Origin of the sequence: Kribbella italica (assembly GCF_014205135.1) — a bacterium.
GTDB classification, from domain to species: Bacteria; Actinomycetota; Actinomycetes; order Propionibacteriales; family Kribbellaceae; genus Kribbella; species Kribbella italica.
This window is the reverse complement of the sequence record NZ_JACHMY010000001.1, coordinates 3301090-3326563: the sequence shown is the minus strand read 5'-3', so window position 1 is coordinate 3326563 and position 25474 is coordinate 3301090. Positions and strand designations below refer to the sequence as shown.

Annotated in this window: 19 protein-coding genes; 10 read left to right on the top strand and 9 right to left on the bottom strand. The window is 70.2% G+C overall.

Annotated elements, in window-relative coordinates; genetic code table 11:
* Positions 1 to 431: 431 nt before the first annotated feature.
* The 5 genes from HDA39_RS15325 to HDA39_RS15305 all read right to left on the bottom strand — a co-directional run bounded on the left by HDA39_RS15325 (position 432) and on the right by HDA39_RS15305 (position 7433).
* Positions 432 to 3827 carry a coiled-coil domain-containing protein gene (locus HDA39_RS15325; protein ID WP_238356066.1) on the bottom strand — a complete coding sequence of 1132 codons (3396 nt, stop codon included), beginning with the start codon at positions 3825 to 3827 and terminating at the stop codon, positions 432 to 434.
* Positions 3824 to 4477 carry a hypothetical protein gene (locus tag HDA39_RS15320; RefSeq protein WP_184795886.1) on the bottom strand — a complete coding sequence of 218 codons (654 nt, stop codon included), beginning with the start codon at positions 4475 to 4477 and terminating at the stop codon, positions 3824 to 3826. Before HDA39_RS15320 ends, HDA39_RS15325 begins: the two co-directional genes overlap by 4 nt.
* On the bottom strand, positions 4470 to 5078 hold the full coding sequence (locus HDA39_RS15315) for a hypothetical protein (RefSeq protein WP_184795885.1): 609 nt from the start codon (positions 5076 to 5078) through the stop codon (positions 4470 to 4472). Before HDA39_RS15315 ends, HDA39_RS15320 begins: the two co-directional genes overlap by 8 nt.
* Positions 5075 to 6265 carry a hypothetical protein gene (locus HDA39_RS15310; protein ID WP_184795884.1) on the bottom strand — a complete coding sequence of 397 codons (1191 nt, stop codon included), beginning with the start codon at positions 6263 to 6265 and terminating at the stop codon, positions 5075 to 5077. Before HDA39_RS15310 ends, HDA39_RS15315 begins: the two co-directional genes overlap by 4 nt.
* A 139-nt stretch (positions 6266 to 6404) precedes the next feature.
* A complete protein-coding gene (locus HDA39_RS15305) occupies positions 6405 to 7433 on the bottom strand; it encodes a substrate-binding domain-containing protein (RefSeq protein ID WP_184795883.1) in 1029 nt (342 codons plus the stop codon).
* Between the two features lie 112 nt (positions 7434 to 7545).
* Between HDA39_RS15305 and HDA39_RS15300 the strand changes: the two genes are divergently transcribed.
* The 8 genes from HDA39_RS15300 to HDA39_RS15265 all read left to right on the top strand — a co-directional run bounded on the left by HDA39_RS15300 (position 7546) and on the right by HDA39_RS15265 (position 16707).
* Positions 7546 to 9153 (top strand): glycoside hydrolase family 13 protein, encoded by a 1608-nt coding sequence (locus HDA39_RS15300; protein ID WP_184795882.1) that lies wholly within the window; start codon positions 7546 to 7548, stop codon positions 9151 to 9153.
* Positions 9154 to 9156: 3 nt separating this feature from the next.
* The gene (locus HDA39_RS15295) at positions 9157 to 10512 is read left to right on the top strand and encodes an ABC transporter substrate-binding protein (protein ID WP_184795881.1); all 1356 of its coding nucleotides are present in this window, start codon (positions 9157 to 9159) and stop codon (positions 10510 to 10512) included.
* Between the two features lie 3 nt (positions 10513 to 10515).
* A complete protein-coding gene (locus HDA39_RS15290) occupies positions 10516 to 11394 on the top strand; it encodes a carbohydrate ABC transporter permease (RefSeq protein ID WP_184795880.1) in 879 nt (292 codons plus the stop codon).
* Complete coding sequence (locus HDA39_RS15285; RefSeq protein ID WP_184795879.1) at positions 11391 to 12266, top strand: carbohydrate ABC transporter permease; 876 nt, start codon at positions 11391 to 11393, stop codon at positions 12264 to 12266. The genes HDA39_RS15290 and HDA39_RS15285 overlap by 4 nt, the downstream gene beginning before the upstream one ends.
* Positions 12267 to 12294: 28 nt before the next feature.
* A complete protein-coding gene (locus HDA39_RS15280) occupies positions 12295 to 14736 on the top strand; it encodes a carbohydrate-binding protein (protein ID WP_184795878.1) in 2442 nt (813 codons plus the stop codon).
* Positions 14737 to 14865: 129 nt separating this feature from the next.
* Complete coding sequence (locus HDA39_RS15275) at positions 14866 to 15210, top strand: SH3 domain-containing protein (protein ID WP_184795877.1); 345 nt, start codon at positions 14866 to 14868, stop codon at positions 15208 to 15210.
* 171 nt (positions 15211 to 15381) lie between these two features.
* Complete coding sequence (locus tag HDA39_RS15270; protein WP_337925755.1) at positions 15382 to 16359, top strand: GDSL-type esterase/lipase family protein; 978 nt, start codon at positions 15382 to 15384, stop codon at positions 16357 to 16359.
* Positions 16360 to 16362: 3 nt separating this feature from the next.
* The gene (locus tag HDA39_RS15265; protein ID WP_184795876.1) at positions 16363 to 16707 is read left to right on the top strand and encodes an iron chaperone; all 345 of its coding nucleotides are present in this window, start codon (positions 16363 to 16365) and stop codon (positions 16705 to 16707) included.
* A 4-nt stretch (positions 16708 to 16711) separates the two neighbouring features.
* Here HDA39_RS15265 and HDA39_RS15260 read toward each other — a convergent pair whose 3' ends face one another.
* Together HDA39_RS15260 and HDA39_RS15255 are read right to left on the bottom strand one after the other, a co-directional pair.
* Positions 16712 to 18025, bottom strand: a complete 1314-nt coding sequence (locus HDA39_RS15260) for an SWIM zinc finger family protein (protein WP_184795875.1) — start codon at positions 18023 to 18025, stop codon at positions 16712 to 16714.
* Positions 18022 to 21087 carry a DEAD/DEAH box helicase gene (locus HDA39_RS15255; RefSeq protein WP_420488721.1) on the bottom strand — a complete coding sequence of 1022 codons (3066 nt, stop codon included), beginning with the start codon at positions 21085 to 21087 and terminating at the stop codon, positions 18022 to 18024. Before HDA39_RS15255 ends, HDA39_RS15260 begins: the two co-directional genes overlap by 4 nt.
* Positions 21088 to 21111: 24 nt before the next feature.
* On the opposite strand from HDA39_RS15255, the gene HDA39_RS15250 reads away from it, so the two are divergent.
* The gene (locus HDA39_RS15250; protein ID WP_238356065.1) at positions 21112 to 22098 is read left to right on the top strand and encodes a zinc-binding dehydrogenase; all 987 of its coding nucleotides are present in this window, start codon (positions 21112 to 21114) and stop codon (positions 22096 to 22098) included.
* 121 nt (positions 22099 to 22219) lie between these two features.
* Here HDA39_RS15250 and HDA39_RS15245 read toward each other — a convergent pair whose 3' ends face one another.
* Positions 22220 to 23509 carry a GGDEF domain-containing protein gene (locus tag HDA39_RS15245; protein ID WP_337925753.1) on the bottom strand — a complete coding sequence of 430 codons (1290 nt, stop codon included), beginning with the start codon at positions 23507 to 23509 and terminating at the stop codon, positions 22220 to 22222.
* Positions 23510 to 23655: 146 nt separating this feature from the next.
* Between HDA39_RS15245 and HDA39_RS15240 the strand changes: the two genes are divergently transcribed.
* Positions 23656 to 23832 carry a DEAD/DEAH box helicase gene (locus tag HDA39_RS15240; RefSeq protein WP_184795874.1) on the top strand — a complete coding sequence of 59 codons (177 nt, stop codon included), beginning with the start codon at positions 23656 to 23658 and terminating at the stop codon, positions 23830 to 23832.
* 80 nt (positions 23833 to 23912) lie between these two features.
* Here HDA39_RS15240 and HDA39_RS15235 read toward each other — a convergent pair whose 3' ends face one another.
* Entirely contained in the window at positions 23913 to 25151 is a 1239-nt protein-coding gene (locus HDA39_RS15235) for an MFS transporter (RefSeq protein WP_184795873.1), read from the bottom strand.
* Positions 25152 to 25474: the final 323 nt, after the last annotated feature.

Genomic DNA, 25474 nt, shown 5'->3' with positions numbered 1-25474 from the left:
TCACGGGTCCAGTGTGAGGGATCCCTGGTGCGGGCTGGACCGTGGGGGTCCTATTCCGCAGTATCCCGGCCTAACCTGCGCGGTTGGTGAGGTGGTTCGGGGGAGGTGCCGCTTGCCGTCGGTGGTGATGCGGCCGGGGAGGTCGCGGGGGTGGAGGCCGCTGCGGCCGGAGAAGAGAGGAGTGGTGGAGGGGGCGGGGCGGTGGTGATGCGGCCGGGGAGGTTGTAGGGGTCGAAGCCGCTGCGGCCGGAAAGGAAGAGAGCGGTGGGGCGCCTGGGTGGTGGTGTGGGTGCGATGGGTGGCGGGTGTGGGGATGGCGCGGCAGGACCCGGCGGGTAGGACCCGGTGGGCGCGGGCAGGACCCGCCGGGGCTCGCCCCGGGCGGCTGTGGTGTGGGTGTTGCCTGCTCAGCGCAGGTGGGGTGGGGCGGGTTACGGGGTGTCGAGGGTGGGGGTGGGGAGGTCGAGGGTGGGGGCTGGGCCTCGGTAGGAGTCGAGCCAGGTGCGGAGGAGTTCTACTCTGGCGGCGTAGTCTTCGTTGCCCTTGACGACGGGGGCCTGGTTGTACGGCATGGTGTCGGAGCTTCGGCGGAGTTTGACGTAGAGGCGGGACGAGGCCAGGGCGTAGCGTTCCATGTCGTCCTGGAGGGCGCCGATGACGGTGATGTTGCGGTCGCGGCCGATCTGTTCGAAGAGGGCTACTGCCTCGCGGCGGTGCTGGGAGCCGAGGTTGCGGCCCAACTCGTCGAGGATCAGGAGCAGGGGGCGGTCGCTGCCGCCGGCCAGGGCCGCGGCGCAGACGAGTTTGACCGCCTTCTCGTCCATCTGGGCGGTGTTGCCCTTGACGTTGAAGGCGGAGAACGGGCCGCCTTCGGAGCGGCGCCACTTCGGGGTGACGGTCCAGCGCCAGGGCTTGTCGGGCTCGGACGGCGGGTCGGGCTCCGGGTACTCGAGCTTCGCGCCGTAGCCGCCGTACGCCTGGTCGAGGCGGTCGAACTCGTTCGAGACGAGGCGCAGGCGGGACTTGATGCCGTCGGCAAGGGACGCGCGGTGGGCTCGGGCGGTGCTTTCGGCCTCGCCGAGGCCCTCGCGGGCGCGTTCGAGGGCGGCGTTGCGCTCGGCGCGCTGGCTGGCGATCTGTTGTTGCTGGAGGCTGTCGAAGGTCTCGTGCTGGGCGAGGTGGCTGGCCAGCGTGCGCTGCAGCGCAGGGACCAGCCCGACGCGGGTGCCTAGGGTGCCGGTCGACCAGCCGTCGGGGCCGTTCAGGATCTCCCACAGCTCGGTGGGGATCTCTTCCCGGGAGCGTGCGTTCGGGAAGCAGCGGCGGATGACGTCGTCGAGTTGGGTCGAGGTCTGGTGGTTCCAGTCGGCCGTTGTACGGCGCTGAGTGTCGCCGGCGAGGGCGAGCAGGAACTCGGAGGCTTCGTCGGCGGTGCCGCCCCAGGCCGTCGTACGGGAGACGAGGTCGAGGTTGGTCTGCTCGTCGAGCAGGACCAGGCGGCGGCCGCCGAGTTCGTCGAGGAGGCGGTCGTGCTCGCGGCGGGTGGCTTCGAGGTTCTTCAGGCGCTCGTCGCGGACCAGTTGCTGGCCGGCGGCCGCTTCCGCGGACTCCTTCGCGGCCTGGAGCTGGGGAGCGAGGGCGTCGCGGTCGGTTTCGTGGCGGTCGTTCTCCTCGCGCAGGGCGAGCATCTGCTCCTGCAGGTCGGACGCCGTGCCGAGGGCGCGGGCGGCCGCCGTACGGCGCTCGGCCTGCTGGACGCGGGAGCGGGCCTGTTCCAGCGCGGCGGATGCGGCAATACGTGCCTCGACGGCGGACTCGACGCGGCGGCGGGCGGCCTCGATGCGGGCGGTCCGCCCGGTGATCGGCTCGTCGTGCTGGCCGACGGAGACGACTCCGGCGGGGTCGTCGATGAGTTCTTTGCTCGCGCGGGAGGCGAGGGTGGCGAAGAAGGTGTCGAGCGAGAAGCGCGGATCAGCTGAGCTCGGGCCGTTGGCGGCCGACTTGCGGCCCTTCGCGGCCGAGCCGGACGCCTTGGCGGCGCTGTCGCCGGGGCGGTTGGCGAGGACGAGGAGGAAGCCGGGGTAGCCGGCGTCGGCGAGGGCCGTGGCGGCCAGAGTCGCGTCGTCGGCGTCGACGACGACGGCTTCGCTGTACGGCGAAAGGCGCGGCTCCCACTCCGCGCGGTCGCCGGCGGGGAGCTCGGTGATGTCGGTGAGGGCGCCGCAGGCGATGCCGGCGTTCTCCAGGACCTGCTGCTGCGGCGCGGAGACGGTCTGGCCGCTTTCGGCCTCGCGCAGCTCGCCGGATGCTTGGTCGACGGCCAGCCGGGCGGCGTGGTCGCGGCCGATGTGCTCTTCGAGTACGCCGCGGGCCTCGTCCTGCTCGGCGAGGGCGACGTCCAGCTCGCGTCCGTCGGCCGAGCGGCCTGCGTCGACCAGGCGGCGGTGCTCCTGGCCTAGCCGCTCCAGCTGCTCGCGGACCGAGCGTTGCGCGAGGTCGAGCTCACGGTCGCGGGCGTCGAGCTTGTCCCGCTCCTGGCGGGTCAGCTGGACGTCGCGGAGGAGGTTCTCTTCGCTGCCGAAGGCGTCGATCTCGGTGTCGACGGCCTCGCGTCGGGCTTCCTGCTCGGCGACGCGCTCGTCCAGAGCGGCCAGCTCGTGCAGGATCTCGCTGTTTCGGGCGTCGCCGTCGACGAGGTGGCGGGCGCAGCGCGCCAGCCAGGACTCCTTCGCGGCGGCCAGCGCGGAGCGGGCTGCGGCGCGCTGGAGGATGCCGGCTTCGACGGTGGCCATCTCTTGCTCCCACCGCTGCAGGTCGGTGGCCGCTTGCTTGGTCGCCTCGCGCTGGGTGTGCTCGGCGGAGCGGTGTGCCTGCTCCTGCTCGAGCTCGTGGTCGAGGCCGGTGAGGGTGGCGATTGCGTTGAAGATGCGCGCGGGGCCGAGCTCGTTGAGGGGCTCGGCGAGCAGGTTGGCGGTCGGGCTCGAGCGGACCGAGGTCGACAGGAACGAGACGCAGCGCACCTGGCCGCCGTACAGGACCTGGGACAGCTTGTTCGCGTGGTAGTCGGTGCGACCGTTGGAGTGGGGGAGTGCCGCCCAGAGGGCGTCGGCGCCGGCGGCGCGTTCGGACTCGGTGGCGCCGTACGGGACGTGCAGGCCGTTCTTCCAGCGAAGGTCGAGGTACGACGCTTTGCGGTTGATGCGGATCCAGACCGTGATGGCGGCGGACTCGATCTCGGCGAGGTCGGTCAGGTCGGGGTCGGAGAAGACGCCGACGATATAGCCGCGGTCGACGTTCGACCAGTTGCCTTCCTGGCCGGCTGCTTCGGCGGTGAAGAGGAGTTCGGCCGCGCCGGGGGCGCCGCTGGTGAGGCGCCATTGGTCGTCGGCGTGGAGGAGCGAGAGGGCGGCGATCCAGGAGGACTTGCCGGCGCCGTTGGAGTCGACCGGGCCTTGGCCGGCGACGGTGACCAGGCCTTGGCCGACCATCGGGATGGGGTGGGTCGAGAGGCGGGAGAGGTCGACGACCTGTACGCCGAGCAGCACCTTGGAGCCGAGGATGTCGAAGGCGCCGTCGGACGGGGCTTCGGCGGTACGGCGGGACTTAGGCTTCGCGTCCTTGCTTGTCGCGGTGTCTGCAGGGGTCGGATCCGCCGACTTGGGGTCGCTCGGCGCGCTGGTGTTGGCTTGCGCGCTCGCCTTGGGCTTCGCGTCCTTGTTTGACGCGGAGTCTGCTGGCGTCGCCTCCGCCGACTTGGGGTCGGCGGTCGCCTGGGAGTCGGTGGTCGGGCCCTCGGGGGCGTTCTCCTGCTTGCCCTCGGATGTCATGCCGCTCCCTCGTCTTCGGTGATGCCTGTGCGCGCGCGGATGGCCTCCGCGATCGGGCTGGCCGGTGCGGCCGCGAGGATCAGCTGGTCCTGCAGGCGGCGGCGGGCGGCTGGGGTCAGTCGTTGGAGTTGCGGGCCGGGGATGTAGCTCGGTCCGCCGGAGTGGTCGCCGGACAGCTGGATCAGGCCGGCGGCGCGGAGTCGTTGCAGGGCCAGGCGTCGTTCCTCGCCGCTGATCTTGGTCGTCCGCAGCTCGTCGACGGTGGTCGGGCGGGCCGACTTCCAGCTGTCGCCGGTGAGGATGCCTTCGCTGCGGGGGATCGCTACCGAGTGCACGAGGACCAGGACCAGTACGGCGCGGTCGACGGCGGACAGCGGCTGCCAGCCCTGGGCGGTCAGGGTCGCGGCGACGTCGTCGGCGTACCCGGCCGTCCAGTGGGTGCCGTCGACCTTCACCAGGACACGACCGATCAGCGTGAGCATCTTCTGGACCTGGCGCCGGAGCGTGACGTCGCGCAGGCCGGGGAGCTGGACCTCGGCGACCGGGTTCGCGGAGTACTGGACGGCACTGAACGCCGCGAGCACCTCGTCGCGGGAACGGTCGCTGAGGTCGCGCAGGACGGGGTCGAAGAGCGCGTGCTGCTCAGGCATCGGAGTCCTCCGCGGGCAGCGGCTCGGCCGGAGTTTCCGGCTTGCGCTCGACCAGTACGGCGGTCGGCGGGTCCGGAAGCACTCGGCAGATCTCCCGCAGCGTGGCCAGATCGCTCGTTCCCCAAGTGATCGTCCGGGGACCGAGCCGAACCTCGCCCACCTTCTCGTCCCACAGAAGCCATTGGGTCGAGTGAAGCCGGCGGAGCGAACCGATGATCAGCGTGAGATCACTCGACTGCTCAGCCCGCCCGCGCATCCCAGCGTAGACAGCCTTGATCTGGACCAACGTCCCAGTGACGCCCGGCCAAGCAGACGAATCCCGCTCCACCCAGCAGCACGCCACGCAGATCGACAGCACGCGGGCCGTCTCGTTCGGCATCTCGACCGCGACCGGCGGCGAGCCAAGCTCCTCCAGTACGCCGTGCCCGGCGCCGTCCGGCAACGTCGGCAGCACCCACACACCCGATCCATCCGGCTCGACCGCCCGCGCCAGCCCAGCGACCGCAGGCGTATCCACCGGGACCTTCAGCGCCCCGCCCGACTGCACCTTCGCCCACCACAACGCGTTGTACGTTCGCCCGTTCTCTACGACGTCGGTCATCGCGTCACCCGCCGGAACGACCCCTCGGTCGCCCACGGCGTCCCCGCCGCAGGATCGATCCGCATCCCGTCCGACCACACCAGTTCGTAGTCCAGCTCGTCGTGCAGATGCGCCGCCGTCAGCTCGGCCAGCACCCGACGAGCAGTCACCCAGTCGCCCGCGTCATCGACCACCGACACGATGCTCACGCTGTCCCGCCCGGCCAGCACCCGCTCGGCCTCGGCGCGCAGATCCTCGCGATCCGTCGCCGCGGCGGACTCCGGCGCCTCGGTCTCCGCCGACGGCCGCGGCGGCGCCATCCGCGCCGTCCCGGTACGACGGCCCGTCTCGACCGCCTCCAGCATCGTCTCGGGCGAGAAGTCCGGCGCAGCCGCGTCGAACAGCAACCCATCCAGTACGCCGGCCAACACCTCCGTGTCACTCCCGCGCGTAAAGGACAGCCAAGTCTCGATCGGCAGCAACCCCAGCGCCCGCGTCGTACCGGCTCGCTCGACCAGCCGTCCCGCGGCGAGCTGCACCGCATCCGCGTACGCCGCGAGCGCCATCCGCAGCTGGGTGCAGTCGCGGTGCAGCGTCGGCCAGCGCTCGAGCACGATCCGGTGGACCTTCTCGGCCTGCTCGATCAGCCGCTCGTTGCCCCACGCGAGCTGCGCGTTCTCCCGCAGCTGGGCCGTCGTACTGGTCGAGACCAGGATGGCCAGCTCGTTCCCGAGCAGCCGGAAGACCTTCGTCAGCCGCAGGATCGACGCCTGGCCCTCGTCCTCGGTGGCGCGCGGGTCGCTGACGCTGTGCGCTTCGAGGGTGAGCAGCTGGTGCAGTTCGCCCTGACCGCCTTGCACGGACATCCGGCGCAGGAACATCAGCATCACGTACGGCGCGAACGCCGCGCGGTGGCGCAGCTCGTTCGGCCGGTCGACGAGTTTGGTGATGGCGCCGTACTGCCGCAGCACCTCGAAGCGGCGGACCACCAGGTCGTGCTGGAACGAACGGCAGGCCTGCGTCGCCTGCTCGACGGTCATCCCGTCGCTGCCGGCCTCGGCGAACGCGTCCAGGATCGCCTGGTCGACGTCGAGCAGCTCCGGGTCGACGATCATCGCCCCGGCCTCGCGGGCGAGCACGGCGAACACCTGCCGGTAGACCCGCAGGACCGCGGCTTCCGCCTCGGCGTCCAGCAAAGTGGCGTCCATCGCACCTCCTCCCGTCGGCCGCCGCCCCGAATTCGGCGACCAGACCAGGGACTCTAGCGACCAGGACCCACAGACCGAAAACCGACCGACCGTGATCCTGTGGACAACCGGAACTCAGGGGGTGTCTCCCAATTCCCGCCTACTGCGCGGCACGCGGCGCGGCGGTCGATTCGCGCGTGATCAGCCGGACGTCGAGCGTGATCGGATCGGCCGGGTGCTCGGCCCGCTCGACCGCCGCCAGCAGCAGCCGGACGGCGATCGCCGCCTTCCGCGGGATGTCCTGGGCGATCGTCGTCAGCTTCGGCGTCACGTACCGGCTGAGATCCAGGTCGTCGAAGCCGAGTACCGAGACGTCGCCGGGCACCGAGCGGCCGGCCTCGCGCAGCCCCTCCATGATCCCGATCGCCAGGATGTCCGCCGTCGCGAAAACCGCTGTCGCGTCAGGATGCGACCCAGCCAACCCCAGGCCCAACGCAAGCCCCGAAGCGTGATCGGTGGTCGACACCGTCACCAGCCGCTCGCTCCACGACAGCCCCGCCTCGGCGAACGCCGCCCGGAACCCCTCGTACCGCTGGTGCACCACACCGACGTCCGAGAACGCCGGCCCCGCGAACACGATCTCCCGATGCCCGAGCCCCAGCAGGTGTCGGGCAGCCAGCAGCGCGCCGGTGTAGTCATCAGACCGTACGCCGGTAGTCAGCGGGTTGTCCGAGTAACTGTCGATCGCCAGCAACGACACCTTGCCCACACCAGAAGCGGCCAGCCGGTCGACCTCCTCGTCCAGGAACCCGAGCAGCACCGCGCCGTCCAGGCTCCACGACTGCAGGGCCTCGGCCACCTCGGCCGGCTGCGAGATCCCGCGCAGCAGCAGGTGGTACCCGCCCTTGCGCAGCTCGCGCTCGATCAGCCCGACGATCGCGACGTTGTGCGGACTGATCATCAGGCTGTCCTCGTCGGCGGCCGGCACGAGCAGGCCGATCAGCCGTGACGACTTGGCCGCGAGGCTGCGCGCGGACGCGCTCGGCACGTAGCCGCGCTCGGCGACGATGCGCTGGATCCGCTCGATCGTCTCGGGAGAGACGCGCGCCCGCTTGCCGTTCACCACGTTCGACACCGTCATCATGCTGACCCCGGCCTCGTCGGCGATGTCCTTCAGCGTGACCCGCACCAGATCTCCTCCCGACCTGTTGACAATCCCGATTCCCAGACTCTACGGTCCACCACAAGGTGGAGCGCTAAACCTACCATCAAACAAGGCGTTCCGGGACAGGGAGTGGACGATGGAGCCGAGCCTCGAGCCGGCGGTGGCGGCCTCGGACGAGTGGTGGCGCGACGCCGTGATCTACCAGATCTACCCGCGCAGCTTCGCCGACGGCGACGGTGACGGGACCGGCGACCTGGCCGGCGTACGGGCGCGCTTGCCGTACCTGAAGAGCCTCGGCGTCGACGCGCTCTGGTTCACCCCGTGGTACCTGTCACCGCTGGCCGACGGCGGGTACGACGTCGCCGACTACCGCGTGATCGACCCCGCGTTCGGGACCGTCGAGCAGGCCGAGCAGCTCATCGCCGAAGCCCAGTCGTTAGGCATCCGAACGATCATCGACGTGGTCCCGAACCACATCTCCAGCGAGCACGTCTGGTTCCGCGAAGCACTGGCCGACGAACCGGGAGCCCGCGAGCGGTTCTGGTTCCGGGAGAGCGAGGAGCTGCCGACCGACTGGGTCTCCAGCTTCTCCGGCGACACCTGGACCCGCACCAAGAACGCGGACGGTACGCCGGGCGCGTGGTACCTGCACCTGTTCACCCCCGAGCAGCCCGACCTCAACTGGAACCACCCCGACGTGCACCGCGAGCACGAGGAGATCCTGCGCTTCTGGTTCGACCGCGGCGTCGCCGGCATCCGGATCGACTCGGCCACCATGCCGGTCAAGGACCCGGCGTTCCCCAACCTCCAAGACGCGGCCATGCACCCGTACGTCGACCGCGACGGCGTCCACGACATCTACCGGGAATGGCGCCGAGTCGCCGACGAGTACGACCCGCCAAGGGTCCTCGTCGGCGAGATCTGGCTGGCCGATCCCGAACGCTTCGCCCGCTACCTGCGCCCGGACGAGATCCACACCGCGTTCAACTTCGACCTGATGGGGCGCCCCTGGGACGCCGTCGAGCTGCGCGACTCGATCGAGACCACGCTCGCCGCGCACGCGCCGGTCGACGCGCCCGCGACCTGGGTGCTGTCCAATCACGACGTCACCCGTCCGGTCACGCGGTACGGGCGGGAGGACAGCTCGTTCTCGTTCGCGACCAAGCGGTTCGGCGTACCGACTGATCTGACGCAAGGGACCCACCGGGCGAGAGCAGCCGCGTTGCTGACGGCGGCGCTGCCGGGGTCGCTCTACCTCTACCAAGGTGACGAGCTCGGTCTGCCCGAGGTCGAGGACCTGCCGCACGACGCGTTGCAGGACCCGATCTTCCATCGCTCGGCCGGTCAGGATCCTGGTCGCGACGGCTGCCGAGTTCCCTTGCCCTGGACAACGACCGGTGCGAGCTTCGGGTTCAACAGCCAGGGCTTCACACCGTGGCTGCCGCAGCCGGCCGACTGGGGCAACTGGTCGGTCGAACGACAGGAGCAAGACGCGGGGTCGATGCTTCAGCTCTACCGGACAGCACTCGAACTGCGGCGAGGGTTCGGAGAGTTCAGGTGGCACGAGCTCAACCACCAGGACCTGATCGCCTTCACCCGCGGCGACCTCCTCTGCCTGGTCAACTTCGGGCCGCCGCTCGCGCTGCCCACGCCGTACGAAGTCCTGCTCGCCAGTACGACGGTCGCCGGCGAGCTCCCCACCGACGCCGCTGCCTGGCTCCGGCCGATCCCCTCAGGAGTTTGACCCATGAAGAAGCTGATCACTCCACTCGTCCTGGTGGGCCTGCTCGCCGCGGCGGCCTGCTCCAACAACCCGGAGCAACAAGCCGACGCCGGCCCGGTGACCCTGAAGGTCGCCCGCGACCCGGGCCTCGACAAGGGCGCGATCGCCGCGTTCGACGAGCGGGTCGCGCAGTTCGAGAAGGCCAACCCCGGCATCGACGTCCAGCCGCAGGAGTACAACTGGACGGCGACCACGTTCACCGCCCAGCTCGCCGGGGGCACGCTGCCCGACGTGTTCACCGTCCCGTTCACCGACGGCCGCGGCCTGATCGAGCGCAAGCAGATCGCCGACATCAGCGGTCTGGTCGGCGGCCTCCCGTACGGCGCGAAGTTCAGCCCGAACGTCGCCAGGTCGGGGCAGGCCGAGGATGGCAAGATGTGGGCCGTCCCGATCGCGGCGTACGGGCAGGCGCTGCACTACAACCGGACGCTGTTCAAGCAGGCCGGGCTCGACCCGGACAAGCCTCCGGCGACCTGGGACGAAGTCAAAGCAGCCGCCAAGCAGATCGCCGAGAAGACCGGCAAGGCCGGCTACGCCCAGCTGACCACCGACAACACCGGCGGCTGGATCCTCACCACGCTGGACTACGCGTTCGGCGGCCGCGCGGAGAAGCTCGACGGCGACAAGGCCACGGCCGAGATCGACACCCCGCAGATGGCCGAGGTGCTCCAGCTGCTGAAGGACATGCGCTGGACCGACAACTCGATGGGGGCGAACTTCCTCTACGACTGGGGTGGCATCAACCAGGCGTTCGCGGCCGGCCAGATCGGCATGTACGTGTCCGGTGGCGGCAACTACGGCTCGCTGTTCACGCAGAACGCGCTCAAGCCCGCCGACTACGGCGTGACCGTCGTACCGCTGAAGGACTCGCCGGACGCCGGTGTGCTCGGCGGTGGGACGCTGGCGACGGTCAGTGCGAAGGCCAACGAGCCGACGAAGGCCGCGGGGGTCAAGTGGATCGACTTCTACTACCTCAAGAAGCTGATCGACAAGGACTCCGCCGTGCTCGACGCGAAGACCACGGCCGCGTCCAAGCAGCCGGTGGGAGCGCCGCAGCTGCCGGTCTTCGACAAGGCGACGTACGACGAGTCGCTGACCTGGGTGAAGGACTACGTCAACGTGCCGCTGGGGCAGATGACGCCGTACACGGACAAGATGTTCGACCAGCCGCTGGTGACCGAGCCGTCCCGCTCGACCCAGGAGGTCTACAAGGTGCTCGACCCGGTGGTGCAGACGGTGCTGACCAAGAAGGACGCCGACATCGCCGACCTGCTGAAGAAGGCCGACGCCGAGGCGCAGGCTCTGCTGGACCGGAACTGACCGATGCGAGCCAAAGGCGGCCTGAGCACCCTGGTGTTCCTCCTGCCGCTGCTGCTGGTGTTCGGGCTCTTCTCCTGGTTCCCGATCGCCCGGGCGGTGGTGATGAGCTTCCAGGAGACCAACCTGGTCACTCCACCCACGTTCGTCGGGCTGCAGAACTTCCAGGACGTCCTGGCCGACCCCCTGCTGTGGACAGCGGTCAAGAACACCCTGTACTTCGCTCTGCTCGCCCTCCTCTTCGGCTACCCGGTCCCGCTGCTCGCAGCGGTGCTGATGAGTGAGGTACGCCGGTTCAAGGGGCTCTACAGCGCACTGGCCTACCTGCCCGTCGTCATCCCGCCGGTGGTCGCCGTACTGCTCTGGAAGTTCTTCTACGACGCGTCGCCGACCGGGGTCTTCAACACCATCCTCGGCTGGGTCGGACTCGGCCCGGTGTCCTGGCTGCAGGACTCCGGCTCGGCGATGCCCGCACTGGTCCTGGAGGCGACCTGGGCCGCGGCCGGCGGCACGGTGATCATCTACCTGGCCGCACTGACCGGAGTCTCCACCGACCTGTACGAAGCCGCCGAGATCGACCGCGCGTCGATCTGGCGCAAGGTCTGGCACGTCACGCTCCCGCAGCTGCGGGGAATCCTGCTGATCACGTTCATCCTGCAGATCGTTGGTACTGCCCAAGTATTTCTCGAGCCGTTCCTCTTCACCGGCGGCGGCCCGGCCAACTCGACCACCACGATCCTGCTGCTGATCTACAACTACGCCTTCGCCAACAGCCTCGGCGGCGCGTACGGCTCGGCGACCGCGCTGAGCATCATGCTCGCGGTCGTGCTCGGCTTGCTGTCCGCGCTCTACTTCCGCCTGACCCGATCCTGGAGCACCTCATGAGCAGGGGCATCCTGTCCGACTCCGACTGGCGCCGGCCAGGTCTGCGGCGTACGTCGTACGGCGTGCACGCGGTGCTGCTCGTGCTCCTCTTCGTGGCCGGCCTCGGTCCGATGCTCTGGCTCGCGAAGGGCGCCCTGACGCCGACGCAGGACACCCTGCGCGCGCCGCTGGCGCTCTGGCCGAACGGTATCGACTGGGCCAACCTGTCCACCGCGTGGACCCGCGTCGAGATCGACAAGTACTTCTTCAACACCGTCGTGCTCGCCGCCGGGTCCTGGCTGGTGCAGTTGCTAGTGGCAACGACCGCCGGGTTCGCCCTGGCGATCCTCCGGCCGCGGTACGGCAAGCTCCTCACCGGCGTCGTCCTGGCGACCCTGTTCGTGCCGTCGGTCGTCCTGCTCGTCCCGCTCTACCTCACGATCGTCGACCCGCCGCTGCTGAAGGTGTCGCTGATCAACTCGTTCTGGGCGGTCTGGCTGCCGGCCGGGGCGAACGCGTTCAACATCCTGATCGTGCAGCGGTTCTTCGCCAACCTGCCGCGCGAGGTGTTCGAGGCCGCGCGGGTCGACGGCGCCGGTCCGTACCGGCTGTTCTGGTCCGTCGTCCTGCCGATGTCGCGGCCGATCCTCGGGGTGGTCTCGGTGTTCGCCGTGATCGCCGCCTGGAAGGACTTCCTCTGGCCGCTGCTGGTCCTGCCCGATCCCGATCGGCAGCCGCTGTCGGTGCGGCTGCCCGCGCTGCAACGCTTCGTCGAGCTCGACGTGTTCCTGGCCGCGCTCGCGATCTCCACCGTCATCCCGGTCGCACTGTTCCTGGTGTTCCAGCGCCTCTTCCTGAAGTCCGGGGCGCTGGGCGGTGCCGTCAAGGGATGAATCCACTCACCCAGAGAAGGGCCCGCCCATGCCCAGATTCCGACTCGCCGCCGTCCTGGTGCTCGCACTGGCGACGCTGACCATCCCAGCCCAAGCCGCCACACTCGAAGCCGAGAGCGCCGCGCTCGCGGGTGGCGCGACCGCCCAGACCGAGCACGGCGGTTACACCGGTACGGCGTACGTCGGCGGCTACACCGACGGCAACAAAGGCAACGCCGCCACCACCTTCACCGTCTCCGCCCCCAGCGCGGGGACCGGTACGGCGACCCTGCGCTACGCCAACGGCACCGGCGTCACGATGACGCTGTCCCTGTACGTCGGCGGCTCCAAGCTCCGCCAGATCAACCTGCCCGCCACGGGCGGCTGGGCGAACTGGGGAACGTCGTCGGAGTCCGTCCCGCTCGTGGCCGGTGCCAACACCGTCGCCTACCGCTTCGACACCTCCGACTCCGGCAACGTCAACCTCGACAACCTGAACGTCTCCGCGCCGGTCCCGCCGTCCGACGGCACCGGTCTCGAAGGCGGCTTCCTGTCCGGCGGCGCGAGCGTCGCGGCAGCGGTCAGCGGCTTCACCGGCAGCGGCTACGTGACCCTGCCGAGCGTCGGCAGCCGGGTGATCCGCACCGTCAAGGTCAATGCCGCAGGCAACGTCAGCACTGCCCTGCGCTACCACAACTCGTCGGGCAGCACGAAGACCCTCAGCGTGTACGCGAACGGCGTGAAGACCGGCCAGGTCTCGTTGCCCGCGGCCACCGGCTGGGCCACCACGCAACAATCCCTGCCGCTCCGCGCCGGCCTCAACCTGATCGGCTACCAGTACGACGCCGGCGACAGCGGCAACGTCGCCCTCGACGACGTCACCGTCACGGGCGCGACCGCCCTCGCGACCCGTGGCGCGACCGTCAACTACACCGAGTACGAGGCCGAGAACGGCAGCACGAACGGCACGGTCCTCGGCCCCGACCGCACCTACCGAACCATCCCGTCGGAGTCCTCGGGCCGCCGCGCGGTCCGGCTCGACAACGCCGGCAAGTACACCCAGTTCACCCTCACCCAGCCGACCAACTCGCTCGTCGTCCGCTACTCGATCCCGGACAACGCAGCCGGCACCGGTATCACCGCGCCGCTCGGCATCTACGCGGGCGGCACGAAGGTCAAGGACGTCACCCTCACCTCGGCGTACAGCTGGGTCTACGGGAACTACCCGTTCCCGAACGACCCGGGACTCGGCAACGGCCACCGCTTCTACGACGAGGTCCGTACGACGTTGCCGAGCTACCCGGCCGGGACCGTGCTCAAGCTGCAGAACGACGGCTCGACGCCGATCACCGTCGACCTGATCGACACCGAGGTCGTCGCGCCCGCCCTGACCGCACCGGCCGGCGCGCTCGACGTCACGGCGTACGGCGCGACCTCGGGCTCCGGCGACGACACGTCGGCGTTCACCAATGCGATCAGCGCGGCGAAGTCGCAGGGCAAGCCGCTCTGGGTGCCGGCCGGGACGTTCGACCTGACCAACCGGCTGAACGTCGACAACGTGACGATCCGCGGCGCCGGGATGTGGCACACCACGATCCGCGGCACCAACGGGCTCGGCGGCTTCCTCGGAACCGGTAGCAACATCCAGCTGGCCGACTTCACGTTCGCGGGCGACGTCCGGTACCGCGATCCCGACGGCGTGGTCACGACGCACGCGGCGATGCAGGGTGACTTCGGGACCGGCTCGCTGATCCACAACGTGTGGGTCGAGCACGCGAAGGTCGGGCTCTGGGTCAACAACGCCGACGGGCTGTACATGGCCGGCGTACGGATCCGGAACACGTTCGCCGACGGGGTGAACCTGAACGACACGGTCAGCAACTCCCGCGTCGACCAGACCGTCCTGCGCAACACCGGCGACGACGCGCTCGCGATGTGGTCGTTCAGCGCGTCGGTGACCAACAGCGCGTTCACCTTCAACACCGTCCAGTCGCCCGCGCTCGCCAACGGCGCCGCGATCTACGGCGGCAACGGGAACCGGATCGAGGACAACCTGGTCTCCGACACCGTCTACACGGCGTCCGGGATCGCCGTCTCGACCTGGCACGGCGCGCAGCCGTTCGCCGGGACGACGGTCGTGCAGCGCAACACGATCACCCGGGCGGGCGGCTTCAACACCGACTGGAACAGCAGCCAGGGCGGCCTGTGGATCTACGCCGAGTCGCGCGACATGACGGCGCCGGTGCTGATCAAGGACGTCGACATCCTCGACAGCACGTACCAGGGCATCCTGATGACCTGGCAGCGGCCGATCACCAACATCACCTTCGACCACGTGAAGGTGAGCGGCGCCGGGACGTACGGGATCGAGATCTTCAGCCCTGGCTCCGGCACCTTCAACTACGTCACCGTCACCGGCACCGGCAGCGGCGGCCTCAACAACACCACCGGCTACACCCTGAACCGCGGCCCGGGGAACTCGGGCTTCTGACGGGTGGAGCGTGGGCGACCGACCGATGACGAGAAGTTCCACCCCAGGTTGCGACGGATGCCGGTGGTCCGCCGCCGACCCGGCAGACAGGCTGGCGAGGTCAGTACTTCACCGGAGCGAGGAGTTTTCATGAGGAAGAGGGTCTTCAGCACCCTGACGGCCGTCGCGCTGACGGCCGGGCTGGCCTTCGCCAACACCCAGCAGGCCTCCGCGATCAGCGAGGTCAAGTGTGGCCCGGGGACCGGGTACCTCAAGATCACGGTGGTCGTGTTCGGTGCTCCGGCCGACCCCATCGAGACCTGCTTCGCCCTCGCCGGAGAACGGGCCCTGCCGAAGGGTCTCTACCTGAAGCGGATCTCGAGCGGGAACAACGTCGTCATGCACCACGGGAACGGCAGCTGGAAACCGTACGTTCCGAAATTCACCATCAGGTACTACGAGTCCGAGCACATCGACAAGATCAGGATCCTCTGAGTCGTCGGCGGCACCGGGGCGACAGTCACCCCGGTGCCGCCGTGCACGGAGTTGCGGATCCGGGCGGAACCTCACACCGGTAGGCCGCGGGCTGATCACCCGGGGTGGGTACCGGCGGCTCGCTCAGACCGGGGAGAATGGCCCGGTCGCCGGCGATGGAGGAGAGTGGACGTGACGTTCGTACCGGGTGAGGTCGTGGCGCCGGGGGATCCGCGGATCCTGCTCGAAGGGCAGTGGGGGCACGAACCGGGCCTGGCGATCACCGTCAACTCCGGGTCGCGGCTGTCGTTCGGGTTCAGCGGGACCGGGGTGCGGGTGCTGTTCGACACCGATGGTCTGGAGGTCGCGCCGCACCTGTGGGTCACGGTGGACGACGGCGAGCCGGCGCTGCACCTGATCGAGCAGCCGGTGCTCGAGCTGACCGTCGACGACGGCCGTCACACGGTCGAGCTCGTGGTCAAGGACGTCAACGAGTTCGTCAACCGCTGGGAACCGCCGTTCGCCTGCGCGGTGAGCTTCGCCGGGCTGATCCTCGACGACAGGACGACGCTGCGCCTCGGCGCGCAGCCCGGTGGTCCGCGGTTCGAGTTCTACGGCGACTCGATCACGCAGGGCGTGCGCGCGCTGAGCGCGGATCCCGAGTCGGCCGGCGCAGACGGGACCAAGGCCTTCGCGTACCTGACGGCCCGCGCGTTCGGCGCGACGTCGTACCAGGTCGGCTTCGGCCGTCAGGGCGTCGTCAAGCCGGGCAACGGCGGCGTCCCGGCTGGTCCGGAGTCCTTCGGCTGGAACTTCGCCGGCTCCCGCGCGCTCCGGATCGCCGCTCCCGACCTGGTCGTGTTCAACCTCGGCGTGAACGACGACACCCTCAGCCCCGACCAGTACGCCGACTACGTGCGGATCGTCCGTACGGCCTACCCGGGCAGCACGATCGTTGCCGTCAGCCCGTTCAGCGGCAAGTACGCCGAGGAGATCGAGTCCGGCGTGAAATCCCTCGACGACCCGGCGGTCCACTACGTGCCGACCACGGGCTGGATCACCGAGGCCGACTGCACCGACGGCCTGCACCCGTCGGTCGCCGGCCACGCCAGGATCGCCGACCGCCTGATCCCGGTGCTGCAGGAACTCACGGGCCTGCGGCTACGCTGAGGTATGGCGGACTTCGCGACGATCGACGAGTACCTGGACGCACTGCCCGCGGACGTCCGGCCGGTGGTCGAGCGGATCCGGCAGACCCTGCACGACGCCGTACCGGACGCGGGGGAGAAGATCGCGTACCAGATGCCGACGCTCACGCTCGACGGCAAGTCGCTGGTCCACTTCAGCGGCTGGAAGCAGCACGTCTCGCTCTACCCGGTCCCGCCGGTCGACGACGACCTCGCGGCGGCGATCGCGCCGTACGTCGCGGGCAAGGGCACGCTGAAGTTCCCGCTCAACCAGCCGATCCCGTACGACGTGATCGCCCGGCTCGCGAAGGCGTACGTCGACTCACGCTGAGGCCTCACCCCAGCGGCGGCTGCACGAGCTCCCGCGGATCCGTCGCCGGCGGACCGGACAGCGTCCAGTCGCCGAAGTGCTCGGTGAACAGGTACCACAGCCCATCACGCCCGAGCCGCAGCTGCCGCCGTCCCGACGTCACCCGGTTCTTGTCGACGCGCGGCGCATCCGCCCAGGCCGGTCCACGGCTCGCGCCGGCCAACCGCCCGCCGTCGTTCCCGAGCGCGACCAGCGCCGCCTCGCCCTCGGCCAGAGCACCGGGCTCCGGCGTGAACGACTCGGAGGCAACCGCCAACCCGCCCGGCCCAGCCTCCCGCCACGCCACCGCCCAGTTCGTCAGCTTCCGCGACGACACCCCAGCCCGATGCGCGAGATCGGCCAACGCCGACCGGCCGAGCACCTCCGCAGCCCGCCGCGCCAGATCCTGCTCGAAGGTCAGTGACAACCCGCCGTCCCCCATGGCCAGCTCCCAAGCCCGCCGCGCGGCATCCGTCGCGAGGGTGACCAGATCCGAGCCCTCGACACCCGACGACCGAGGCGGGGCCAACGCGAGCACCGCCGCCGGCACTCCCGCCTGCCCACCAGGCCGCAACGGCGTCGGCACCTGTCCCGGCGTCGCAGCAAAAGCCTTCCGCGCCAGTACGCCGGCCGGCTTCACCTTCACCGTGCTCGGCGCCGACTTCCGCCGCGCCCGCAACGCGGCGAGCAGCTCGTCCCGCCGCCGCCCCCGCAGCAGCATCAACGCGAACGGATCGTCGTCCAGCGCGTCCGCGATCAGGTAGGCGACCGCCGCCGCGTGCTTGCACGGCACGGCGAAGTCCGGGCAGTTGCACGCAGTCCGCACCTCGCCCGCCCCCGGCAACAGGTCCAGCCCAGCAGCCTGTACGTCGTCCACCAGCTCCGGCGGCAGCTCGCCGTCCAGCAGCGCGGCGACCCGCCCGATCTGCGCCGACACGATGTCGAGCACCGCGTCCCACTCGGCATCGGTGAACGCCCTGATCTCCACCGTCACCCCGTACGGCGTGACGCGGCTGCCCTGCACCTCGGCCCGTACGACGCCCGGGTCGACCGTCAGCTCCAGCACGCTCCCGCGTCGCGCGTACGACCGGCCGCGGCTCAGCCGGTTCGGATCGAGGCGAGCCCGCTGCTCCAACGCCTCCAGCCAGGCCTTGCCCCACCACGTCGTACCGAACGGGCGTCGTGCACCCGCTCCTTTCGCGGCCGGCAGCCCGGCGTTCTCGCCGCCGCCGCGCCAGCTGCGCCACGGCGCGCGCTCGTGGGGCGCGCGCTCGTGGGGCGTCGGCTCGTCGGGGCTCACGGCGTCACCCCTCCGGCGGGCGTTTTCCCCACTGCAGAAGGATTGTGGACACTCGCCGCGCCCGCCTTGACCGGCGCGGTCGACAGCTCGACCAGCTCCGTCAGCTCGGTGTCGGACAGCTCGCTCAACCACGCCTCACCCGACCCGACGACCGCATCCGCGAGGTCCCGCTTGGCCGCGATCACGGTCGCGATCCGGTCCTCCAGCGTGTTCTCCGTGACGAGTCGATGCACCTGCACCGGCTGGTCCTGGCCGATCCGGTACGCGCGATCGGTCGCCTGGTCCTCGACCGCCGGGTTCCACCAGCGGTCGTAGTGCACGACGTGGGTCGCCTTGGTCAGCGTCAGTCCGACCCCGCCCGCCTTGAGCGACAGCAGGAACACCTGCTGCTCACCCGCCTGGAACTGCTCGACCATCTGCTCGCGCCGGCGGACGCCGATGCCGCCGTGCAGGAACAGCGACCCGATCTGCCGCGACGCCAGGTGCGCCTCGATCAGCCGGCCCATTTCGACGTACTGGCTGAAGATCAGCACCGACTCGCCCTCGGCGAGGATCACGTCCAGCAGCTCGTCCAAGGCCGCGAGCTTGCCGGAGCGGCGGGGGAGTGGACCGGGCTCGTGCAGGAACTGCGCCGGATGGTTGCAAACCTGCTTGAGCTGCGTGAGCAGGCTCAGTACGAGCCCGCGCCGCTCGATGCCCTTCGCCTGCTCGATCCGTGCGAGAGTCTCCCGCGCGACGGCCTGGTACAGCGTCGCCTGCTCGGTCGTCAGCGGTACGACGACGTCGTGCTCGGTCTTCGGCGGAAGCTCGGGCGCGATGCCCGGATCGATCTTGCGCCGCCGCAGCAGGAACGGCCGGGTGACCCGTGCGAGGCGCGCGGTCGCCTCGGCGTCGTGGTACCGCTCGACCGGTACGGCGAGATTCTGGCGGAAGCGCTCGAGCGTGCCGAGCAGGCCGGGCGCGGCCCAGTCCAGGATCGACCACAGCTCGGAGAGGCGGTTCTCCACCGGCGTACCGGTCAGGGCGAGTCTGGTTGCCCCCGGCAACGTTCGGAGACTGCGGGCGGTCCGGGAGAACGGGTTCTTCGCGTGCTGCGCCTCGTCGGCCACGACCAGGCCCCAGCGGATCTCGCCGAGCACCCGGTGGTCCTGCCGGACCACGCCGTACGTCGTGAGCACGACCTCGTCGGGGTGCAGATCGCTCAGTGACCGAGCGCCGCCGTGATAGCGCCGTACGGCGACGTCGGGCGCGAACTTCGCGAACTCGCGCTCCCACGTCCCGAGCAGCGTCGACGGGCAGACCACGAGCGTCGGCCCCCGGCCGCGCCCGGACAGGTGGAGGTGCAGCGCGATCACCTGGATCGTCTTGCCCAGACCCATGTCGTCGGCGAGGCAGCCGCCGAGCCCGAGCTCGGCGAGCTGCGCCATCCAGGCGACGCCGCGGCGCTGGTAGTCGCGCAGCGTTGCGTGCAGGCCGGCGGGTTCGACGAACGGCTCCAGCGCCTCGGCCTGCTCCTCGGCCTGCGCCTCGGGCGACGGGTCGCCGGCGTCGGCGCTCCGGCGAGCTCCGGTGCGCAGCCGGTCGACCATCGTCTCCAGCGAACCACTCGGCTCGAACGCGACCAGCTCGCCGTCCACCTCGACCCGCCCGGTCAGCGCCGCGGCCAGAGCCTCGGCGCCGGTCAGCTTGCGCGACGTACCCCGGCGGAGCTTGCGGACCAGGTCCTGGTCGATCCGCACCCACCGGCCGCGCATCCGGATCATCGGGCGCTTCGCCTCGGCCAGCGCGGTGATCTCCTGCTCGGTCAGTTCCGAGCCGTCCAGCGTCGGCCGCCACTTGAACGCCAGCAGGTCCTGCAGGTTGAAGTCCGGCCCACTCACCGCCGTCGGAGTCGGCGTCGCCTGCACCGAGCCGCGCACCGCCAGTTCACCAGCGAAGAGCTCAGCGGGCCAGAGCACCTCAATGCCCGCGCCGTCGAGCGCCGTACTGTCTGCGGCCAGGTCGTCCAGCGCGTCGTCGTCGATGGTGATTTCTGCTGGTGCCGCGTCCTCCAGCGCCGCCTTGAGCGGAGGCCACACCCGCCCACCCCTGCGGAGCGCCAGCAGCAGGTCTGTCTCAGCCCGCTCACCCAGTGCGGCCAGTACGGCGGGCGGTGCGCTCCACACGTCAGCCACGTCCACCAGCAGGCTCGGGTCGACCCCACTCCGCAGCTGCAGCACAGCGCGGAAGTCCTCCAGATGGTCCGGCGGCTCGATCCGCAGCACCAGCCGCGCCCCGGCCTCCTCAGCCAGCGCCGTCTCACTCAGCCAGTCAGTCGGACCGGTCAACTCCCGCGGCTCGACCTCAGCGAACGCAGCCGCCCCAGCCCGTACGGCGACCGCCGCCGCGGGCGTCCGCACAAGGGTGTCGGCCAGCGCGTCCCAGAACGCCCGCACCAGCTCATCAGCACCAACCAGCCGCAACGGCCTCGACCCCGCGACCGCCAGCGCATGCCCGTACGCCGGCATCGCCGCCGCCAGCTTCTTCAACCACCCCCGATCCACCGGATCCAACGGAGCCACCCGCCACACCCCGAACCCCGCCGGACTCACATCGGGCACGATCCGCCCCCGCCCGATCAACCCAAACCCAGCCCAAAGCGCAGCCCCCCAAGCCCGCCGACTCGCGCTACCCGCATCGTCTGCACCCCAAGTACCGACCCCCGCAGCATTGGCCTCCCCCCAAGCCCCCGCCCCCGACTCACCCCAAGTACCGACCCCCGCCACACCGGCCTCACCCAAAGCCCCCGCCCCCGACTCACCCCAAGTCCCAGCCCCCGCAGCACCGACCTCGTCGACCCTCAAGTACTCGATCGCTTCCTCGACCCCCAGCAACCTCGCCGGCACCAGCACCCGCCGCACCCGCTCGCCCCGCGGCTGCACCAGCTCGATCCGCTCGTCCGCGACCACACCGTCGCCGTACAGCGCAAGCCGGCCCGCGCGCGGCGGGTCGGCGGGAAGGAAGACCACCTCGACCACGCACCGCAGGCTACGCGGCTCCACCGACAACTTGACCTCAACCATCGTTCAGGTAGCACTGTGGCGGGCATGACAACGACCATGCGCGCAGCAGTGGTGACCGCCTTCGGCGACGCCGACGTGATCCAGCTCCAGCACCTGCCCACCCCGACGCCCGGCCCCGGCGAGGTCCTCGTCGACGTCCGGCTCACCGACCTGATCTTCGTCGAGACCGCGATCCGCGCCGGCCAGCACGGCGGCTTCTTCGACGTCACCCCGCCGTACGTGCCCGGCAACTCCTTCGGCGGCGTCGTCCGCGCGGTCGGCGACGGCGTCAGCGCCGACTGGATCGGCAAGACCGTCACCGGCCGGACGCCCTCCTTCGGCGCCCACGCCGAGCAGGCCGTCGCCGCCGCGGAAGACCTGCACGAAGTCCCCGCCGGCCTCACCCTGGAAACCGCCGTAGCCGTCTCCGGCGACGGCTACACCGCCCTCATGCTCGAAGAACTCGCCCCCGGCCTCGCAGGCAAGCAGGTCCTGATCACCGCGGCCGCCGGCGGCATGGGCATCCTCCTCGTCCAGCTCGCCCACCGGGCCGGCGCCCACGTCATCGCCGCCGCCCGAGGCCAGGCCAAACTCGACCTGGTGAAGGCCCACCACGCCGACGGCGTACTCGACTACAGCCAACCGGGCTGGGAGAAAGCGGTGCTAGAGGCAACCAACGGCGCCGGCGCCGACATCACCTTCGAAGGCGCCGGCGGATCCCTCGGCGCCACGGCGTTCACCGTCGCCGCCGACAGCAGCTGGTTCTCCGCCCACGGAGCCCCGAGCGGCGACTTCGCGGCGTACGACGAGAGCGAGGCCGAGCGCCGCGGCATCACCGTCAAGGGCATCCGCGACCTCCGCGTCGACACCACCACGACCACGGTCTCGGCCGCCGAGGTCCTCGCCCGAGCGGCCCAGGGCGACCTGGTCCCCGTGATCGACCGCATCTACCCGCTGGAGCAGCTCGCCGACGCCCACCGCGCCATGACGTCCCGGGAGCTCGTCGGCAAGGCTCTGATTCGCGTCAGTTGACGTTCGCGTTAGCGGAAGGGCCAGTTCGGGCACCATCCCCAGTGGGAGGTCCGCCATGGCCGCACCTGGATCACGCCGACGGTGTCGTACTACGGGCGCCCGGCGGCGTGCCCTGGGTGGGTCAGTTGTCGATCGGCTGGTGGTCGACCGGCGGGTTGGGGCGGGCGGAGACGATCTGGTTGCGGCCGCCGCGCTTGGCGGTCAGCAGGGCGTTGTCGGCGGCCAGGATGAGCTGGTCCATGGTGCCGGCGACGTCGGGGTAGACCGCGGCACCGAACGACGCCGGGACTCCACTGATGATCGCGGTCCGGTTGGCGACGGTCTCCACCGAGACAGTCAGGGCGCTGAGCCGGTCACGGATCCGCTCGGCGACCTCCAGCACCTCAACCTCGGACGCACCGGGCAGCAGCACGGCCAGCTCGTCACCGCCGACGCGTGCGACCAGGTCACCCTGGCGCACCTCGGCGCGGACGCTCTCACCGACGGCCCGCAGCGCCCGGTCACCAGCCGGGTGCCCGTAGGTGTCGTTGATCTCCTTGAACTTGTCCAGGTCGAGCATCAGCAGTCCGACGCTGCTGCGCAGGGACTCGGCCCGCGCCAGCTCGAGCGGCACCGCGTTGGCCCAGTACGACGGGGTGGCCAGACCGGTCTTCACGTCGACCCCGGCGGCCCGCTGGTACTGCGGCAGCAGCAGGTCGCGGTGCAGGGCGAGCACGGTCACCATCAGGACCGGGACGACCCACGGGTACGACGACTGCAGCGCGGCGATCGCGATGCCGAGGCCCAGTCCGGCGCAGATCACCAGCTGGTGGGACAGTTCGCCGAGCGCGTCCTTGGCCTTGGCCTCCGGCGACGAGATCAGGATCGCGCCGACGACCAGCGCGTAGTTCACCAGCCACCAGGTCGCCGCGGCGGCCAGGACCACCAGCAGGGACCAGAAGTCGGTCGGCACCCGCGGCTCGGTGAGCAGGCCGCCGCCGCGCAGCACGGCGGCCGCCGCGGCGCTGGCCAGGATGCAGGTCGAGTTGGAGAAGATCTTGCGGTGCGCGATGGTGCGGCCGAACACCCGGAACCAGGAGTACAGGTACGACAGCACGACCAGCGGGATCACCAGCGACAGCGGGAGCAGCAGCAGGCTGGCGAAGAACCAGAGGCACTTGAGGTTCGTGTGCGGGGACGTGTTGGCGGCCATCTCCCGGCGCCGCTCGATTCCGCGGGCGGACTCCAGGTGCAACGTCGAGGCGACGGCGAGAACGGCGAACGCCGTCCACTCCGCACTGGTGATCGGTCCGCCGATGACGGAGGCCCGCACCGCGAGCACCGTGATCACCAGCGCGACCGCGTCGACCGCGATCACGTACCCCAGAGCCGTGGGCGGCAGCGACCACAGTTTCCATTGCCGGGGTGGCACCCAACCGCTCCGACCGATCAGAATCATCATTAGCCTCACACTGTTCAGCCTGAACGGTATTGCAGTCATCGTAGTGGTTTGCTCACTTCAGGTCACCCCCGCCCCCGGGGTAATCCTCAAACAGTTGTTCGGAAGGGTCGAGAATCATGGCTAAGACGACGCGCATCATGGGTCACAGCAACGACTGGTTCACCGGTGGCAGCAACGACTGGTTCGCTGGTGGGAGCAACGATTGGTTCACCGGTGGCAGCAACGACTGGCTCGTCGGCGGCAGCAACGACTGGTTCGCCGGAAATGTCCGTACGGCCAGCAACGACTGGTGACGGTCGGTAAATCTTTACTGCCCTCTTACATTCGAACCCGGTGAATCCGGAGCGGTATTCCAGATTCACCAACGGGTGATTTACCGGGAATCGGTCGCAGCCCGGTGGGCGCGGGCCCAGGCAGCGCCCGCCGCGATCGCGGCCAGCGTGCCGACGGCGCCCATCACCGCCAGCGCCTGCGGTGCACCGAGCGGTTCTGCGAGCGCGCCCGCGAGCAGGATGCCGAGTCCTTGGCTGCTCTTGAGCGCAGTGCTGGCCACACCGAAGGCCTGTCCCCTTTGGTGGTCCGGCACGGCCTGGACGAAGGCGGCACTCGTGGGCAGGTGGTACGCCGATGCGAGGCCCGACAGCGCCCACAACCCGACAGTGGGCAGCAGGCCGGGCTCCAGCGCGCACAGCACCAGTGGGACGCACGCGCCTGCCGCCAGCGGCCCGATCAGCTTCATCCTGCGCTCAGGCGGCAGGAGAGTGATCAGCCACATGCCCAGTACGGCGCCGGCAGGGCTGGCCGCGAGCAGGAGGCCCGACGCCTCCTTGCCCTGCCCGATGGCGTCGGCGTACGGGACGGCGAGGCCTTCCACGGTGACGTAGAAGCCGGCGATGGCTGCCAGAGAGATCAGCGCGCGCAGCTTCGGCGTACGGAGTACTAGAGAGGTACCGGCGACCAGGTCGCTGAAGTAGCTGGCTCGCGGCTCGTCGCTGACACCCTCCTGCACCGGCGCCGGGCGACTCCGTACGCCGACGGCGATCAGCAGGGCGGACAGCAGGAACGTCCCGGAGTCGAGCAGCAGGCCGCCGGAGACGCCGACGGCGACCACGATCACCCCACCGGTCCCGAAGCCCAGCACCTGGCTGAACTGGACCACCATGTCGTTGGCGGCCTTGCCCAGCACGTAGTGGTCGCCGGGCAGTACTACCGGCAGTGTGGCGGCGCGTGCGGCGTTGAAGGGCGAGCCGAACGCCTGCAGGCCCAGCAGCAGGAGGATGACTGCCCAGAGGGGGAGTGCCTCGATGGCCATCAGAGCGACCACGCCGGCCCTGGCGAGGTCTGTGACGATCATCACCTGACGACGCGGGTAGCGATCGGCGAAACCGGCCAGCAGCGGGCCGAACACCAGGTCCGGGATGAAGGTCAGGGCGTAGGTGAGAGCGGTCAGTCCGGCCGACGCGGTGCGCTCGTAGACGAGGACGGACAAGGCCACCCGGGCCAGCTGATCACCGGCGACGGACAGGATCCCGGCCAGGAACAACGCCCTGAACTCCGTCTGCCCGAACACATCCCGCCAGCGCGCACGCTCGACCCCCACCCCACCAGCCATGCAGAGACCTTAACCACAATCCGTGCTGCCACACCTGCCCGCTGTGACGACAGGGGAATCCCTTCGGCGTGACCTTCCTGACACCGCCGGTGGATCAAGGGTTTGCTCGCGGCGAATCAGTGCCACTTCTCCTGCCCGGGTGTCGATGCGCTTGTCCGGGCCCTCTATCCTGGAGTTCTTCGGTACCGGGGTCTGGGCGGGGCGGCTCCGACCCTGGTACCGGAGTCTTCCTCCCGGGTCGAGCTTCGCTCCCCGGATCGCGAAACTGTCGGTGGTGCGCGGTAGCGTTCGTGGTGCCAGGGGCGGCTCCTGGGCGTGCTTCC

What these genes read in the sequence shown, in the direction of transcription:
- HDA39_RS15280 (WP_184795878.1), top strand. Translation starts at nt 12,295, where the DNA reads ATGCCCAGATTCCGACTCGCCGCCGTCCTGGTGCTCGCACTGGCGACG.
- HDA39_RS15265 (WP_184795876.1), top strand. Translation starts at nt 16,363, where the DNA reads ATGGCGGACTTCGCGACGATCGACGAGTACCTGGACGCACTGCCCGCG.
- HDA39_RS15235 (WP_184795873.1), bottom strand. Translation starts at nt 25,151, where the DNA reads ATGGCTGGTGGGGTGGGGGTCGAGCGTGCGCGCTGGCGGGATGTGTTC.
- HDA39_RS15300 (WP_184795882.1), top strand. Translation starts at nt 7,546, where the DNA reads ATGGAGCCGAGCCTCGAGCCGGCGGTGGCGGCCTCGGACGAGTGGTGG.
- HDA39_RS15325 (WP_238356066.1), bottom strand. Translation starts at nt 3,827, where the DNA reads ATGACATCCGAGGGCAAGCAGGAGAACGCCCCCGAGGGCCCGACCACC.
- HDA39_RS15275 (WP_184795877.1), top strand. Translation starts at nt 14,866, where the DNA reads ATGAGGAAGAGGGTCTTCAGCACCCTGACGGCCGTCGCGCTGACGGCC.
- HDA39_RS15290 (WP_184795880.1), top strand. Translation starts at nt 10,516, where the DNA reads ATGCGAGCCAAAGGCGGCCTGAGCACCCTGGTGTTCCTCCTGCCGCTG.
- HDA39_RS15285 (WP_184795879.1), top strand. Translation starts at nt 11,391, where the DNA reads ATGAGCAGGGGCATCCTGTCCGACTCCGACTGGCGCCGGCCAGGTCTG.
- HDA39_RS15310 (WP_184795884.1), bottom strand. Translation starts at nt 6,265, where the DNA reads ATGGACGCCACTTTGCTGGACGCCGAGGCGGAAGCCGCGGTCCTGCGG.
- HDA39_RS15240 (WP_184795874.1), top strand. Translation starts at nt 23,656, where the DNA reads ATGGCTAAGACGACGCGCATCATGGGTCACAGCAACGACTGGTTCACC.
- HDA39_RS15320 (WP_184795886.1), bottom strand. Translation starts at nt 4,477, where the DNA reads ATGCCTGAGCAGCACGCGCTCTTCGACCCCGTCCTGCGCGACCTCAGC.
- HDA39_RS15315 (WP_184795885.1), bottom strand. Translation starts at nt 5,078, where the DNA reads ATGACCGACGTCGTAGAGAACGGGCGAACGTACAACGCGTTGTGGTGG.
- HDA39_RS15295 (WP_184795881.1), top strand. Translation starts at nt 9,157, where the DNA reads ATGAAGAAGCTGATCACTCCACTCGTCCTGGTGGGCCTGCTCGCCGCG.
- HDA39_RS15255 (WP_420488721.1), bottom strand. Translation starts at nt 21,087, where the DNA reads ATGGTTGAGGTCAAGTTGTCGGTGGAGCCGCGTAGCCTGCGGTGCGTG.
- HDA39_RS15250 (WP_238356065.1), top strand. Translation starts at nt 21,112, where the DNA reads ATGACAACGACCATGCGCGCAGCAGTGGTGACCGCCTTCGGCGACGCC.